Origin of the sequence: Blautia sp. DFI.1.216, assembly GCF_020594215.1 — a bacterium.
Classification (GTDB): Bacteria; Bacillota; Clostridia; order Lachnospirales; family Lachnospiraceae; genus Blautia_A; species Blautia_A wexlerae.
In genome coordinates, this window is sequence record NZ_JAJDML010000011.1 from 1 (window position 1) to 14,528 (window position 14,528).

Below are 14,528 nucleotides of genomic sequence, written 5' to 3' on the forward strand. Positions count from 1 at the left end.
AGAACTCAAGGCTGCTTTTTCGTTTACACCAACTCCGATTGTTTCCTTAACAGTTGTTACGCTTAAAAAAGCGGAATTTCACCATCATAGTTTTCTGCTTTTTCCAATAGCGGTCCTTTAGCTCCCATCGTAAACGCGATGTCGCTACTGCGGATAGAGAGCAGCTCCATTCCGGGTCTCACCTTCAAAAAATCCATCATTTTCTTCGTAAGAAGAATTTGCCCCTCCTGTGAAATCTCTACCCAGCAGTAGGAACGCCCCTTGTATTTGATAAATTCGCCAGAACCTGCTGAGTAGTCAAGCAACGGTGGAGTATCGTCCAAAATGTGACCAAGTTTTGACGGATGCAAAAGGCCTTTCCGGGTGACGCAGAAGCCACCGGTAATCTTACTTCCGGTAAAAAGATATACTTTTCCTTCATCTGCAATGTGATATTCTTCCATTGCCTGCGGTGGAATCCGCAATGTTCCATCCGTCCGAATGAGTGATTTCCCGAAAATAAATTTTCCTCCCTTATTCATTTGTGGCATAAAAACACTTCCTGAAATTCCGATTTATATTACATTGAGCTCACTTAAAGCGTAAGGTATACCATCTTCATTGTTTGATAAAGTGCACATATCCGATGCCTTTTTGACATCCATCTCTGCGTTTTTCATTGCGATTCCGATACCTGCCGCTTTAAGCATAGGGATATCATTTTCGGAATCTCCGAAAGCAATGCTGTTCCTTACATCTATTTTCAAAATTCTGCATATATCACAAAGACCCTGCCCTTTATTAATTCTGCGAGAAAATATTTCCAGATAAAAGGCGGCAGTTCTGACAACAGTTAAATCCTCCGGCAGAAAGTTTCTGATTTGTTCCTGTACCTCATATATTTTCATAGGATCAACCGCCAGAAGAAGCTTTATAGGTGAAAAAGTGAGCCAATCCGCCAAGTTATCGCCCTCTGTACATTGCATCTGATTATTCCGGCATTCATATTCAACCTTATACCCGTTTTTATCCGTAACATAAAACATCTTGCCATCATCAACGATAACAGTTACCGGAAGTTTTTCCAGAAACCGGAGGATTCTCCTGGTCGTAGCAAGATCCATACTGATTTCATAGAACGTATTTCCTTCGCAATCCGTTATTCTTCCACCATTATAAGACATCAGAATTCCACCGAACTGTTCCATTTTTAACTGATCTCTAATACTGAAAAGCCCGGGAGCTGGACGAGCAGATGCAAGGACAAGACGTATTCCTTTCTTCTCCGCTTCAATCAATGTTTCCAATGTCAGGCTGGATATTTTTTTTCGATCATCTGTTAATGTTCCGTCAATATCCAGTGCGATTATTTGAAAATCCATAAAACAATTCCGCCTCCATATAATTTACGATTTGTTACTCACATGATATCATATTTTTTCTTCAATTACATCCACCTAATTCTAATATACTGCCATTTGGCATGCTTCCGTAACCAGCATCCGGTGAATTTTCTTCTGCATTGTTTCCTTTACATCTTCATTAGAATAATTGAAAAAGGTGGAGCCCGAAAGCTCCACCAGGTTATTTCATCATGATCAGGTATTCTATGGTTGACTGCGCTTCGTCATAAACAACGACCTCGTCATTGAACAGAGTAGTTCCTCCGGTTCCTCTTCCATGTGCCCAGGCGCAGTGCGCTCCGGGGTATTTTTTCTGAAAGACATTTTTTGTATGCGATGTATCACAACCCTGATAAATGTCATGATGTTTACCGGTCGCAACCCTGTAGATTGCAAGAAATCTTACATCAGTGTTTCCACCGGCCCAGTACCCGCCGTCTGTATAACCCAGGGATTTCTGGGCAAGCGGGGCAAAATAAGTTCCGTTTCCAAACATACTTCCGGTACGCTGTACTCCGCAGTCCGGATTGATAAGAAGCCCGTTTGTGACAATGGACCAAAAATTCTCAGTCCTGGAGCCATGGAACAGATGATCAATCCCATGACCTTCCGATAACTGTTCCTGCTGACAGAAACGGTCGAATCGTTCTTCTGTCCTCCTGTTACGGATCCTCCACGCTTTTACATACTGACTGGCATTTCCTTTCAGCATGGAAAGAACCTTATCTTGTTCCTCTTCTGTCACATCCCTCCAGTCCAGGTGGAATGCTTCCAAAACGGTAGGTCTTACGGAACAGTTGTCTAAGTCATGTGCATTTCGCACTCTGTTTACCATCACATCAAACAACTCCTGTTCATCCGCAATGATGTCATTAAAATCCAGCTTTCTTTTGGCCAGGACCTTAGACAGGTTATCGATCCTTCTTGGGATTGCTGCATACAGGGTTTTTATCAGGTATTTCACTGACCATACCATATGGTAATTAATATTACACACACAAGTGCGGTAATGTATAAGATTTTCTTTCATACATATATGATACCATGATACCAAAAATTTCGCAATAAAATATCGAACATATTTTCTTTTTTATAATGCTGGATACAGCTTTTTATAGGGATCCTGATCTTTGCAGGAACTACAACGGAATGACATTTTTTCCCTTGCAGAGCTCTGCAGCACCGATCATTGCCATATATCCCATGTCAAATGCATTCTGAAGTACCGTTGTAAGCGGCGGATTCACCTGCTGCTGAACGCAGGACGAAAAATCTCCATATGCTATCCTGCTTTCATCAAATGAAACTTTATATGCATTCATTACATCAAAGACCGCCTGACGCCGTTCATTGGCATCTGTATTTCCATGAGGTCCTGCAAGATAAGTAAATCTTCGATATCCATGATCCCTCACCAGATGTTCTGCCACAGCATACATACCGTGATAGTTGTCTGCTATAATAGAAGTAGCTTTTCCTGAATGGTCTCTTTCTTCTGCGAGAACACAGGGCTTATCCTTATATTTGTCCAGAAACGTTTTCCTTTCTTTTTCGTCCAGAAAAATACAAAGGGAACCATATGCAATAATCAATGCATCCGCATCTGCGAACGCCTGATAATCATAAACTACATTGAACTGATAATCATAATCATCTTCCGTATCTTCGCCAAAATAAGATTTATAGTAATAACTACTGTGAATCCCAAGAAAAACAGAACATTTACGTCCATAGACTTAGCTGCATGAAAAATACTCTACGAAGTAATTTCCTGCGACATACAAAAATTACCGCCAGGTCTATTTCAATCCGCAGTAATTTTCATTTTCTGTTATTCAGATTTCATGATCAGTAGATTGTCACTGCCATAATTATATATACAAGAATAGATACCAGACAGTACATGGAGTTTGTTGTGGAAACATAAGCGCTTCCTTCTTCATCTTTCATAAAAGTCTGCATACTGAATGTGGCCGGTGCTGACATATAACTGATAATTGCAAGATTGACCAGCCGATCATCACCTACCAGATAATGTACAGCAACAAGAACTCCTGCGATCATCACTGCCTGAAGCAATACACGTAAGATGATCGTGGCAATGCATGGCTTTAATAATTTCGCATTCAGTTCCATGCTGTATCCCACTACCAGTAAAATAATGGCAGTCACAGATGTGGTGAGAATATTTTCCACACTCTGGTACACGCCTCCGAAAGGACTGTCTAAAACTGCAAGGATCACCTTCGATAATCCTGCAATAATTCCCAGGATACTTGCAATAAATGCCGGAGTCTTTAATGCACTGAAAAACAGTTTTTTCACATCAATCTTCTCACCGTTTTCCACCTGTCCCAGCATTCCCATATATACACTGAATCCAAACAACAGTCCGGCAATATCCAGAACTGCAATACGGGAAAGATTTTCACTGCCACAGAGGCTTGTATATAACGGATAGGCCATAAGTCCCCCTTCATATACGCTTACCATAAACGGTAGATATTTCTGATAGGTTCCTTTCAGAAATGGCTTCAGCAAAAAGCCCAGACCAAAGGATACTACCAGCATTACAAACATGATCAAAATCAGGATTCCGGTTTCTTTATTATATTCCGCTGTTGCCAGAGCATGAAAAATAGCAACCGGAAGCATAACATTCGTTACAAGCACCTTCATGTTATTGATTCCGTCTCTGGTCAGAATCTTCCATTTTCTGCACAGCATACCGACCACGGTCATAACCAGTACAGGCAGAACAATTTCTAATACATTCACTTTTTTACTCCTCCTAATATATAACTCAGCTTTGTTTATTGTAACTCAAAAAAACATTTTTCGCCACCTATACTTTCTGTTGTATTTTCACTTTTTTGCAGTTATAATTTTATGTGAATTTACGAAAAAAAAGGAGAACTTAAATGAATACTTTCAGCATTCTGACTGCTCAGATCGGAATGTTCGTGATCTACATGCTTGCAGGCGTGATCCTGATCCGCACACGGGTTATGAACAGAGAAAATCTTGAAGTCATTTCAAAATTTGTAATAAAACTGGCGCTTCCTGTAATGATTTTTATCAATACTGTAAACGGAGTGGAACGTAAAACTCTTTTTCATTCACTGAGCATTTTTCTGATTGCGGGAATTATGTATATATGTCTGTTTTTACTCAGCTACATATCTGGTATTTTTTTTCATCTGCATGGTAACCACAGGCAGCTTTACAGTGCCATGAGCGTATTCGGAAATGTGGGATTTATGGGTATTCCCATAGTAACCAGTATTTATCCGGAAAACGGTATGCTCTACATCTGTGTATTTACCATTATTGATCAGCTCATGCTGTGGACAGCAGGTGTACGCCTTACTTCAGGTACAGACAGTCAAAAAAACCGTTTTGATTTCCGGAAGCTGATCAATCCTGTTACTGTTTCCATCCTTCTTGCTGTGATCTGTGTGCTGACAGGAATCCGGCTTCCTGATGTTCTGAACAATTCCCTTCAGAAAATCGGCCAGACCGCCACACCTCTCGCAATGATCTATCTTGGCGGTGTTTTCGCCTGTATCGATGTACTGAAAAATATCCAGAGACTGGATTATTATGGAATTGTCATCCTAAAAATGCTTTTGTTTCCGCTTTTCTTCTATGTATTACTTGGATATCTTCCGGTTTCTTCAGAAATCCGCACTACCATGGCTCTGACTTCTGCAATGCCAGTTATGTCCTCTGTGGTAATGATGGCAAATACCTACGGATCAGATGGCGATTATGCAATGGGTGGAATTCTTGTTACAACTATCTGTTCTGTTTTTACACTTCCATTTATTTACTGGATTTTTCATTTTATCGGATGATTTAAATATAATACTTTTTTATAAATATTTATAAATTTCATTTATAAAAAAGTGTGGTATACCAACTCTACGACAGCGCTTTCCGCATTCTGGATATCCGCAACAATCTTCTGGAGAATTTCACCGGTTCCAGAAAGCAGATCATTGATCTGGCAGCCTCCACCATTCCTTCTTCTTATCTCCTTCCTGAACTTCTCGCAGGTTTTGGCAGAATGTATCCTGATGTATATTTCCATTCCTGGCAGACAGACAGTTCCGGCGCTATTAACCGTGTACTGGATGGGACCGTAGATCTGGCTTTGACAGGACAGAATACAGGAGACGACAGCTGTGTATTTATTCCCTTCTGTCAGGATAATATGGTGATTGCTACCCCTGTGAATGATCATTATTTAAACTTAAAACAAAAAGAACAACCTGTTGTTTTTCAGGACTTTATCAAGGATCCTGTTATCATCAGGGAAAAAGGCTCCGGAACCAAAAAGGAAATGGATATTTTTCTGGAAAATGCCGGTATTGAACCTTCCAGTCTGAATGTAGTAGCCCGCATGAATGACCTGGAATCAATCAAAAAATCTATTGTAAACGGGCTTGGATTTTCCATTCTTTCTGCCAGATCTGTCGTTGACCTGCAAAAAACAAAGCAGATTCTTCTGTTTCCATTAGAAGAATCTGCTCACAAACGCAGTTTTTATATTGTTTACAGTAAAAACAGAATTCTGAAATCCCATGTACGCCAGTTCATTCACTATGTAAAAGAATACTATCAGACAGTCTGATTAATATTCTGATATTTTTTTGGCATCCAATTTCCCTTCCATGCATAGATAAGCATGAGTACCATTCCTACAGCCCATGAAACAGGATACAGTACATATATAATATCAATGCTGGTAAAATGTGGAACCACAAACTGAATCCACAGAATACGGAACAGGCATAATGCAAGCAGCATCACTACCATGGGAGGTACCGTCTTTCCTGTTCCGCGAATGGTTCCTGCCAGGGAATGCATAATTCCCAGAAGGAAATAGAACGGGCAGAAATATTTCATTGCCTGTGCCCCATAATAGATTACTTCTTTATCACTGCTGAAAATCCCTATGATCGGTCTGGAAAAGGTCAGCAGGAGAATTCCTGTCACAATCGTATAAAGCACGCTCATTCCAAGAGTTACTCTCAATCCTTTCCTGATTCTGTCTGTTTTTCCCGCACCATAGTTCTGACCGGTAAAAGTCGTTGCTGCCATACTAAAACTCATTACCGGCAGAATGTTAAACCCATCTACTTTCAGGTATGCACCAAAACCCGCCATTGCACTGGCTCCGAATCCATTGACACCAGATTGTACCAGTACATTTGAAAAGGAGATTACCGTGTTTTGAATTGCAGTCGGCAGACCTACCTGGATAATCCGTCCTGCCATTGTTCTATCAATGGAAAGTTTCTTCGGATTTATGCGGTAAATATCCGGAACTCTCATCAAAAACCATAATGCAAAAATGCAGGAAAGTACCTGGCTGATATCTGTTGCAATTGCAGCACCCTCGACTCCCATGTGCATTCCGCCGATAAGCCATAAATCCAGAAAAATATTGGAAAACGAAGCTACTGCCAGATACATCAGCGAACGTCTGGAGTTACCTACTGCATTCAGGATCCCCGCTGCCATATTATAGATGACATTAAAAACCAGTCCATAAGAATAAATTCTCAAATACAGAACTGACTGATTCATTACTTCTTCCGGAGTTCTCATCCACCTGAGAATTGCAGGTGAAAATACAATTCCAGCGATAGTAAGAACAATTCCCAGAATAAGCGCAAGCATCAAGGCTGTATGTGCAGAACGCTGAACGCCATTCTCATCTCCTGCTCCATAAAACTGGGATACAATAACTCCCGCACCTGCAGATGCCCCCATACTGAATGCAATCAGCAGACAAATCAGCGACGTACTGGAACCAACTGCAGCCAGTGCATTGCTGCCCACAAAATTTCCTACAATAATTGAGTCCACTGTATTGTACATCTGTTGGAGCAGATTTCCCAGTATCAATGGAATAGAAAACAGAAAGATCTGTCTCCAGATGGTCCCTTCTGTCATGGTACTGATCGATTTTAACTTCACACTCTTACTCTTTTCATATGCTGCCACTCTCATTCCCCCATTCATATATTATTGCTGTTCACAACGCGTCCGGCAGCACCCTTCGGCATTCCTATTATAAAATATTTTATATAAAAATCAAGCCGCCACTATTTATAGCATTGCATTTCCTGTCAGTTTACTGTACAATACTTTTATATTGTAAAGTACGAAACAGGAGGTAATTTATTATGGCTTTTGATATCACACCTTATGTAGATATGTCCCCAAAGAAAGTTCGTGAACTGATCCGCAAGGGAGTTATTGATTTCCCCACTGCAGGAATGTGCCGTGGCTATGCACAGGCAAATATGGATGCCGGCATCAGCAGTATGACTGCCAGCATCAGCATTGTCAGGAATGAAATTCTTTTTCTTTTCATGTAATTAAAGCCTCCTTTTATCGTGCGTTTTCCAATTCTCTCTCAATCCATGTCATGATCACATCGACAAGATACTCCTGCTGCACCTGACTCAATTCCCGGCCGGGTTGTATCTTGTGCCATTTGCGGATGCATTCCCGGCAGCAGGTCGCAGTTGCATGCTGTGCGATGAATACCGGGTGACCGCGCATGGGTGTCTGTTTTCCATCATTTGGGATATATGCAGGAGCCTCCCGTTTTGTAATGAAATCCTCTGCGTGTTTCCGGATCGTATCCAGTCCTTTTTCATGAATATAATCAATATCATTCTGCTTAAGATGAAATCTGCTCCGAAATCTGGAGTTTTCAAGTCTCTCGAACAGTTGCTTGTACCATTCATCCTTTGTCATTAAAACTCACCACTTTCTATGAAAACAGACTCTGCTGTTCATATTCCGTCTGTCGGTTAAGCAGAGTCGGTGTCTGGCGCAGAAGTACAGGCATTTTGTTATTATCAAACCAGTCTGTGATTTGTTCCCTTTCCAAGATTAAAGGCATGCGATCATGGATTTTTTTCATGGAATTATTCGCTGTGGTAGTCAGGATCACAAATCTTCGTTCATTCTCAAACCAGTCACAGAATCCTGCCATATACAGCACAGAGGAATCCGGTCTGGTAAAGGTACTCTTTTCTTTCAGGGAATTCCATTCATAGAACCCACCTGCCGGAATCAACAGCCGGTGATATAAGATTCCGTTCTGAAAAGAAGGTTTATCCATGACGGTTTCCACCCTTGCATTGATGACCGGATTTTTACCTTTTGACAGGGGATATCCCCATCTGCACATACCCAGTTCCAGTCTATGTTCTGACTGTCCAATGACCGGTGCGACATCGGTCGGACGGATATCTCCTTGTGTCAGCCGGATCCTCCCATCTATGTTCTGTACCACTCTGGAAATCTCCTCCATCATATCGAGATCTATATAATATCTGCTGCACATATTCTCTCCTATTTTAGAATCTTTCTTATCTGCATATCCTTAGCTTCCGGATAAAGCTGCTTCATATAATCAACAATTTTTCCCCAGGATGTCCGCGGATCTTCCTTATAACAGGAAGTAACATGGTCATATCCATAAATGTGTTCCGGAGAAGAATACACAGCCACATCCCAGCCGTACTCCACGCCTTTTTGATTGATCCTTTTCCGAAAGTCGCAGTTACACAGATATGTCTGCATCATAAGGCTGGTAATGGCTCCGTCAAATCCCTTTTCGCCATCTTTTCCAAATCCAGCCAATTTTTTCAATTCGTAGGAGTAGATTTCTGCATCATTTTCCATAAAATGATCCATAATATTCTTATGTTTGATCGGTGCTTTTTCATCCTCAAACAGAGCATCAAAATCATAGCCGTCCCTGCGATAGTTGGCAAATACCGGCAGCCATTTTTTGGAAATAAACCCGGCTTTTTTGGCAAAGAATTTTCCGTAAAGAACATCATGTCTTTTGGCAATGGCAATCCTCCATCTCCACGGATCCCTCACCGGATCATCAGACCACCAATATTCTGCCACTGTCCGTTCCTCCAGAGAAAACCCCGGAATTTCGTTCTTAAAAAGAGGAAGAAAACCAACCCGGTTGATATATTCGACTGCTTCATCCACATCGTGGATGCATTTCGGATCATCCCATGTTACTCCATGAATGATCCATTCCCCTGCTTCGTTTCCCATGACTTTCTCCTTTCTGTATTTTGCTGTCTTAAGTATACCACACATTGACAAGGCAAGACAAAGATATATATTTTTATCGAAAAAATTGATGACATTTTTGTTACTGTTCATACACAATGTCATTAACTTAAGCAATTTGCCAATACTGCATTGATGAAAATATCAGCAGAAAGATTTAATTATGATAAAAAAGGGAATATTGAGGGATTAAGATGCAATGTCTTGCTGAAATTCGGGTATAACAAAAAGACAAAATCAATATTTAATATTGAAATTTGTCTAAAGATGAAATATAGTAATATACCACCTTCTGCAATAACTGGTTTATCCACCATTTTTGTGTTAATATAAAAGTAATAAAATACATTTAAGCACAAAAAGGGTGTAAATATTATGGATATTTCAGATTTTGTTAAGAAAGCAAAAGAATATAATGTTCTTGGAATCAAAATTTCAAAAGATAATGAACTTGCAGCAGAGTGGTACAGCGAACCGGAATGCAGAAGGAATATTTATTCTGCAACAAAGAGTTTCACATCCTGTGCAGTTGGCTTTGCTGTTCAGGAAGGGCTGATCGATCTTAATGAAAAACTAACAGAAGCATTTTCAGGTGACTTGCCGGAGTGTATAGATGAGAACCTGAAAGAAGCAACTGTTCGTGATCTTCTTACCATGTGCCTTGGACAGGAGAAGGGCAGTCTGATGGGAGAACAACGACCTTTATATGAAGAAGATAACTGGGTAAAAATGTCTCTGGCTATTCCCTTTAAGTATAAGCCGGGTACGCATTTTGTGTATAATAACGTTGGTCCCTATCTGGCAGGCATTCTTGTACAGAGACGCTCCGGCTGCGATCTTGTTTCTTACCTTACACCCAGACTTTTTTCCAAAATTGGAATAAAACGTCCTACATGGGAGACTGATCCACTTGGAAACAGTTTTGGAGCCGGCGGATTATTTCTGACCCTTTCTGAACTTCACAAATTTGGACTGTTTTATCTTAATAAAGGCAAGTGGAATGGAAAACAGATACTGTCTGAGAAATGGATAGAAGAAAGTACAAAGGCAGCTGATGTTGGATACTATGGTTATCTTTTCTGGCGTGGTGAATATAATTCTTTCCGGGCGGATGGAAAATACTCCCAGATATCTATGATCCTTCCGAAAAAAAACGCAGTCGTTTCGTTTGTTTCAGAATGTCGCAGGGGAGACGAACTTCTGAAGACAGTTTATGAGCTTGTCTGCGCAAAACTGTAATATCTTTTCTCCGCGGAAAACCAGACTCCTCAACATCCTAAACAACTTTTTTCCAGGTATGCAAAAAAACACTTTCCTTTTCTGAAAAAAAGCAATATAATGCTTCACGCAAGAAGATGGTTCTGCCGGCGAAATAAATCCGACCAGAAGAAAAGGTTATCGCTGACACCATCTATTCTGTTTTGCAAAATCTGGCATATTACAGAGAAATAAGAAATGAGGAAATATAGTGAAAAGAATATGTATAGCAATTTCATCAAACGATAAAGACACCACCATGCACCTGGAGATCTATGCACCGGAATATAAGGGCGATCTCAAAGGCCTGATCCAGATCTGCCATGGAATGACAGAATATATGGGAAGATATGTGGAATTTGCAAAGTATTTTACCAGCCGCGGATACATTGTCTTTGGCAATGACATCATCAGCCACGGACACAGCACCACACCAAGATCATCCTGTTTGTACATTAATGACTGGAACGACACAGTTAAAGATATGGTATCAGCAAGGGAATATGTTGTCCGGAAATACCCAAACCTGCCTATCTATCTTTTGGGATTTTCTCTGGGTTCCTTCATTGTAAGGACAAACGCTGATCTGACTCCCTATAAAAAAGAAATCCTGATCGGTACCGGTGCGCAGTCCGCTTTCCTGATGAGGATAATGAGAACCTGGATCGGGAAAAAATATACCGGAAAGATGTCCTGTGCTTCTGATAAGATCTATGATCTGATGTTCGGTACATATGGCAAAAAGTTCAAAGGCAGACCGGCCAATTACTGGCTCCTGACGGATAATGAAAAGAGAAGGGAGTACGCTGATGACAGTCTTGTTCGTCAGGATGTGTCTCCTGCTTTTTTCTGCGAGTTTTCCAAAGGCATGGAATGTGCCAGCCGAAACCTAAAAAATCCGAATAATACCATTCCAACTTTATTCCTGTATGGAAAAAAAGATCCGGTATCCGGTTTTGGAAAAGGCGTCCGAAAGGTATATAAAGCATACAAAGAAAACAACCCGGATACGGAGATCAGAAGCTTTCCCGGAACTCACGATATCCTGCATGACTCCGGATATGAATCGGTATTTAAGGCAATCGCCGATTATTTGAGAAAATAATACTACAATCAGAACCCGATGCTCTACCCTGAAAAGCTGCTCCAGTCGTGCCGGGCTGTCCAGTCGCCCTTCGTACTCCTCTTTATTCTCCGCATGTATAATAAACGGAGCAATATCTGCCTGCAGGCATTGCACAAATGCAATGATGCGGGCTACCTTATAACATGAGAAAAGCATTAAACAAGGAGACTCACGCCAAAACTATGAATCTCCTTGTTTAATAAAGGTTCGAAGTATCCCTCCGGGTATATCTATATCTTATTTTTGATTAATCTCTGCGAATCCAGCAGCATCAATTTTTAATTCTATTTTTTCGCCTTTTTTAAGTTCTTTCCATTGAGAAAAATCCATTTCATATCTTCCTGTTTCGGTCTTGCCCTTCTTTTTCTCATATGTAGCGGTCACAAAATAATGCTCTTCTTCTGCTCCTGTTCTCTGTCCGTCTTTAAGTTTCGGTTCCGGCCAGGAAGGGTTCTGATCATTGCCGGAACTTTTTGCAGTATCGACAACCGTCCATTTGTCTATTTCATAGTAATATTTTGTAGCATACACAGGCTCCTTCCGGTAGACTGGTTTTTCTACATCTTCGGTGCCAGGCATGACATCATGCCAAAAATGATTGCTGCGAAGATTCCCAGAATGAGCAGCACCCGCCTCAGCAGTGGCTTTTTCTTTGGTGTATTTTGGGGGATATTTTTCTGGCAGGATTCTTTTTTCTCTTCTTTCTTTCGTTTCTTTTCCTCTTCCTGCTGCCTCATCTCGAAGTAGTTTCTCTCCGAATCTTCTTTTGTGGCACCACAGTTTTTGCAGACATTCAGATCGTCGCTGTTAAGACTGCCGCAAAAGCTGCACTGCCAGTCCGGATTACGGCTGATCTTTTCTGCTTCCTCCTCAGAAACATATTTAATTTCATCCGGCATATAGAATTTTGTATTTTCGTCCTGCGGATGCCCACAATCGGGACAGGTTTTTTGACCGGCTCTAATCCTTTTATTCCCACAAAACGGGCAATCCCAGAGACCTTCGATTATCTTTCCCATACAGACTCTCCTCTTCCTTCCCTCAATAACAATTTCAACAAGTATTTAGATTTCTCTTCAATTTTATAATTTTCTGCAGTTTTTTTATTTGCTCATTTATAGATTACTGTTTCTTTTTCATCTCTGCTACTCTGTCCAGAATCTGTTTCTTTAATTCTTCTACATTATCAGTCCGATATTTTAATCCTGCTGCGGAGATATGTCCTCCACCGCCAAAAGGTTTCAACAGTTCATTAACATTGATCCATTTCCCGTCTGAACGGAAAGAACATCTCCACCCGTTTTCTTCTTCCTCATACATGGTAAAACCAAGTTCAATATCGTCGCAATCGCGCAGGATGGTGCTGATACAGTGGATGTCTTCGTATGTGATATCTTTTTCGGTAATTTCCTTCTGTCCCATAATAACATAGGCAACCCGGCCATCCATCGCACGTACTGCCCCATGAAGAATATCAGCTCTTTTGTACAGAATGTCCAGGGTATCACTGTGTAAGGTTTTCATAATCCTGCCATGGTCAACTCCCATAGCCATCAGATCAGCTACTGCCTGAAAAATACCCTGGTTTGCCCTTGCCAGTCCTCCGGTATCATGCAGGATGCCAAGGTAAATATAATCTGCGGCATTGGGGTACGCTTCTTTTTGGGCTGCATTTAGAAGCAGTTCGGAAGAAAGCATATGGTATACATTTTCCGCACACGCCTCAGAAACCTTTGTCCAGTTAACATCTCCGTATCCTTCATTGGAAGCGTGATGATCAATAACAATGCTGGCAGCGGCATTTTGGTAATATTCCAATCCGATCATACGCTCCAGAGTTGCATTATCACAGACTATGACACAATATTGTTTTCCGGATATATCCGGCATCTCAAAAGGAACAAATATCTTATCTTCCACGACCATCTTTTTCGGACCGCGCTCCAGCGTTTTTGCAAGGTATGGAAACACCCTGTATTGTGGATAATTGACATGGATATAGTGCGCAAGGCTCATCACCGATCCGGCAGCATCGCCATCCGGATTTAAGTGTCCCAGAATCACTACAGTGTCCAGATTGTGCGTCTGCATGGTTTCATCAAAAACAGTATCAAAATTAAACTCTGTCATTCCTACCTCCTTCGTATATCACTTCCCTGTTATATTTTAATTTTATCATCTAACAGATCAGATAGCAAGTTGTGGGCACATGCAAGCCAAAATTGTTACTGTTCACTCCGTTCTCAGTAACATAGCCAAAATTCATTACAGATTGCATTATTTTGCGGAATTGCTACCGAATCAAAAAGAGACAAAAGAGACCACTTGTCTCTTTTGGTCTCTTTTCTGTCTCTTTTTAAAAAACTATAGCAATTTCGTAAGATTTCTATAGTTTTTTCAGGGTTTCAGTACTATAATGAAACCCATAAAGAGATTGTCATATCAAAAATAGTAATCTAATTTTCTGCCAGAAAATCAGATCATCTCCCCTCAAACTGGAAATTCAGGGAAAGTTGTTCTGATATTATTATGAAAAAGATGATCGAAGCCCAGGAAAGACAGATGTCCAGTGGTTCCCAGGGCGGACAGTACTAATCAGATAAAAGCCTCTCAGTTGAGGAACTGAAAAAAACCGATGG

General features: G+C 40.8%; 17 protein-coding genes. 5 read left to right on the forward strand and 12 right to left on the reverse strand.

Features of this window, described 5'->3' with window-relative positions:
• Window positions 1–62 precede the first annotated feature (62 nt).
• From LJE11_RS06065 to LJE11_RS06085, 5 genes are all read right to left on the reverse strand, one after another.
• Window positions 63–530, reverse strand: coding sequence for a hypothetical protein (locus tag LJE11_RS06065; protein ID WP_005340973.1), 468 nt, complete (start codon window positions 528–530; stop codon window positions 63–65).
• 24 nt (window positions 531–554) lie between these two features.
• Window positions 555–1,361 (reverse strand): Cof-type HAD-IIB family hydrolase, encoded by an 807-nt coding sequence (locus LJE11_RS06070; RefSeq protein WP_227226927.1) that lies wholly within the window; start codon window positions 1,359–1,361, stop codon window positions 555–557.
• A 202-nt stretch (window positions 1,362–1,563) separates the two neighbouring features.
• Complete coding sequence (locus LJE11_RS06075) at window positions 1,564–2,412, reverse strand: hypothetical protein (protein WP_227226928.1); 849 nt, start codon at window positions 2,410–2,412, stop codon at window positions 1,564–1,566.
• A gap of 109 nt (window positions 2,413–2,521) precedes the next feature.
• The gene (locus LJE11_RS06080; protein ID WP_173681011.1) at window positions 2,522–2,974 is read right to left on the reverse strand and encodes a hypothetical protein; all 453 of its coding nucleotides are present in this window, start codon (window positions 2,972–2,974) and stop codon (window positions 2,522–2,524) included.
• A 256-nt stretch (window positions 2,975–3,230) separates the two neighbouring features.
• Complete coding sequence (locus tag LJE11_RS06085) at window positions 3,231–4,160, reverse strand: AEC family transporter (RefSeq protein WP_227295641.1); 930 nt, start codon at window positions 4,158–4,160, stop codon at window positions 3,231–3,233.
• Between the two features lie 143 nt (window positions 4,161–4,303).
• On the opposite strand from LJE11_RS06085, the gene LJE11_RS06090 reads away from it, so the two are divergent.
• Together LJE11_RS06090 and LJE11_RS06095 are read left to right on the forward strand one after the other, a co-directional pair.
• Entirely contained in the window at window positions 4,304–5,239 is a 936-nt protein-coding gene (locus LJE11_RS06090; RefSeq protein ID WP_008704293.1) for an AEC family transporter, read from the forward strand.
• Between the two features lie 53 nt (window positions 5,240–5,292).
• Window positions 5,293–6,018: a LysR substrate-binding domain-containing protein gene (locus LJE11_RS06095; protein ID WP_008704295.1), complete on the forward strand. Its 726-nt coding sequence runs from the start codon at window positions 5,293–5,295 to the stop codon at window positions 6,016–6,018.
• On the opposite strand, the gene LJE11_RS06100 is transcribed toward LJE11_RS06095, so the two are convergent.
• Entirely contained in the window at window positions 6,006–7,397 is a 1,392-nt protein-coding gene (locus LJE11_RS06100) for an MATE family efflux transporter (protein WP_020993855.1), read from the reverse strand. The genes LJE11_RS06095 and LJE11_RS06100 overlap by 13 nt on opposite strands.
• Before the next feature lie 182 nt (window positions 7,398–7,579).
• Here LJE11_RS06100 and LJE11_RS20045 point away from each other — a divergent pair, with 182 nt between their 5' ends.
• A complete protein-coding gene (locus LJE11_RS20045; RefSeq protein WP_008704297.1) occupies window positions 7,580–7,774 on the forward strand; it encodes a hypothetical protein in 195 nt (64 codons plus the stop codon).
• 13 nt (window positions 7,775–7,787) lie between these two features.
• Here the strand turns inward: LJE11_RS20045 and LJE11_RS06110 are convergent, their stop codons facing one another.
• Genes LJE11_RS06110 through LJE11_RS06120 form a run of 3 tightly spaced genes read right to left on the reverse strand, consistent with a single transcriptional unit; the run spans window position 7,788 to window position 9,488 of the window.
• Window positions 7,788–8,159, reverse strand: coding sequence for a DUF4186 domain-containing protein (locus LJE11_RS06110; protein WP_008704298.1), 372 nt, complete (start codon window positions 8,157–8,159; stop codon window positions 7,788–7,790).
• Window positions 8,160–8,175: 16 nt separating this feature from the next.
• Window positions 8,176–8,754: an SOS response-associated peptidase gene (locus tag LJE11_RS06115; RefSeq protein WP_008704299.1), complete on the reverse strand. Its 579-nt coding sequence runs from the start codon at window positions 8,752–8,754 to the stop codon at window positions 8,176–8,178.
• A gap of 8 nt (window positions 8,755–8,762) precedes the next feature.
• The gene (locus LJE11_RS06120; protein ID WP_020993854.1) at window positions 8,763–9,488 is read right to left on the reverse strand and encodes an AlkZ-related protein; all 726 of its coding nucleotides are present in this window, start codon (window positions 9,486–9,488) and stop codon (window positions 8,763–8,765) included.
• A gap of 393 nt (window positions 9,489–9,881) precedes the next feature.
• Here LJE11_RS06120 and LJE11_RS06125 point away from each other — a divergent pair, with 393 nt between their 5' ends.
• Together LJE11_RS06125 and LJE11_RS06130 are read left to right on the forward strand one after the other, a co-directional pair.
• Window positions 9,882–10,745 carry a serine hydrolase domain-containing protein gene (locus LJE11_RS06125; protein WP_008704302.1) on the forward strand — a complete coding sequence of 288 codons (864 nt, stop codon included), beginning with the start codon at window positions 9,882–9,884 and terminating at the stop codon, window positions 10,743–10,745.
• A 229-nt stretch (window positions 10,746–10,974) separates the two neighbouring features.
• Window positions 10,975–11,868 carry an alpha/beta fold hydrolase gene (locus LJE11_RS06130; RefSeq protein WP_008704305.1) on the forward strand — a complete coding sequence of 298 codons (894 nt, stop codon included), beginning with the start codon at window positions 10,975–10,977 and terminating at the stop codon, window positions 11,866–11,868.
• Between the two features lie 258 nt (window positions 11,869–12,126).
• Here LJE11_RS06130 and LJE11_RS06135 read toward each other — a convergent pair whose 3' ends face one another.
• The 3 genes from LJE11_RS06135 to LJE11_RS06145 all read right to left on the reverse strand — a co-directional run bounded on the left by LJE11_RS06135 (window position 12,127) and on the right by LJE11_RS06145 (window position 14,019).
• Window positions 12,127–12,420: a hypothetical protein gene (locus LJE11_RS06135; protein WP_020993853.1), complete on the reverse strand. Its 294-nt coding sequence runs from the start codon at window positions 12,418–12,420 to the stop codon at window positions 12,127–12,129.
• Window positions 12,421–12,446: 26 nt separating this feature from the next.
• Window positions 12,447–12,908, reverse strand: a complete 462-nt coding sequence (locus tag LJE11_RS06140) for a zinc ribbon domain-containing protein (RefSeq protein ID WP_008704309.1) — start codon at window positions 12,906–12,908, stop codon at window positions 12,447–12,449.
• 103 nt (window positions 12,909–13,011) lie between these two features.
• The gene (locus LJE11_RS06145; RefSeq protein WP_227295643.1) at window positions 13,012–14,019 is read right to left on the reverse strand and encodes a DHH family phosphoesterase; all 1,008 of its coding nucleotides are present in this window, start codon (window positions 14,017–14,019) and stop codon (window positions 13,012–13,014) included.
• Window positions 14,020–14,528: the final 509 nt, after the last annotated feature.

Bases quoted from the DNA above. Each gene is read 5' to 3' on its own strand.
- LJE11_RS06120 (WP_020993854.1), bottom strand. From the start codon at position 9,488: ATGGGAAACGAAGCAGGGGAATGGATCATTCATGGAGTAACATGGGAT.
- LJE11_RS06065 (WP_005340973.1), bottom strand. From the start codon at position 530: ATGCCACAAATGAATAAGGGAGGAAAATTTATTTTCGGGAAATCACTC.
- LJE11_RS06145 (WP_227295643.1), bottom strand. From the start codon at position 14,019: ATGACAGAGTTTAATTTTGATACTGTTTTTGATGAAACCATGCAGACG.
- LJE11_RS06075 (WP_227226928.1), bottom strand. From the start codon at position 2,412: ATGAAAGAAAATCTTATACATTACCGCACTTGTGTGTGTAATATTAAT.
- LJE11_RS06125 (WP_008704302.1), top strand. From the start codon at position 9,882: ATGGATATTTCAGATTTTGTTAAGAAAGCAAAAGAATATAATGTTCTT.
- LJE11_RS06070 (WP_227226927.1), bottom strand. From the start codon at position 1,361: ATGGATTTTCAAATAATCGCACTGGATATTGACGGAACATTAACAGAT.
- LJE11_RS06090 (WP_008704293.1), top strand. From the start codon at position 4,304: ATGAATACTTTCAGCATTCTGACTGCTCAGATCGGAATGTTCGTGATC.
- LJE11_RS20045 (WP_008704297.1), top strand. From the start codon at position 7,580: ATGGCTTTTGATATCACACCTTATGTAGATATGTCCCCAAAGAAAGTT.
- LJE11_RS06140 (WP_008704309.1), bottom strand. From the start codon at position 12,908: ATGGGAAAGATAATCGAAGGTCTCTGGGATTGCCCGTTTTGTGGGAAT.
- LJE11_RS06115 (WP_008704299.1), bottom strand. From the start codon at position 8,754: ATGTGCAGCAGATATTATATAGATCTCGATATGATGGAGGAGATTTCC.
- LJE11_RS06110 (WP_008704298.1), bottom strand. From the start codon at position 8,159: ATGACAAAGGATGAATGGTACAAGCAACTGTTCGAGAGACTTGAAAAC.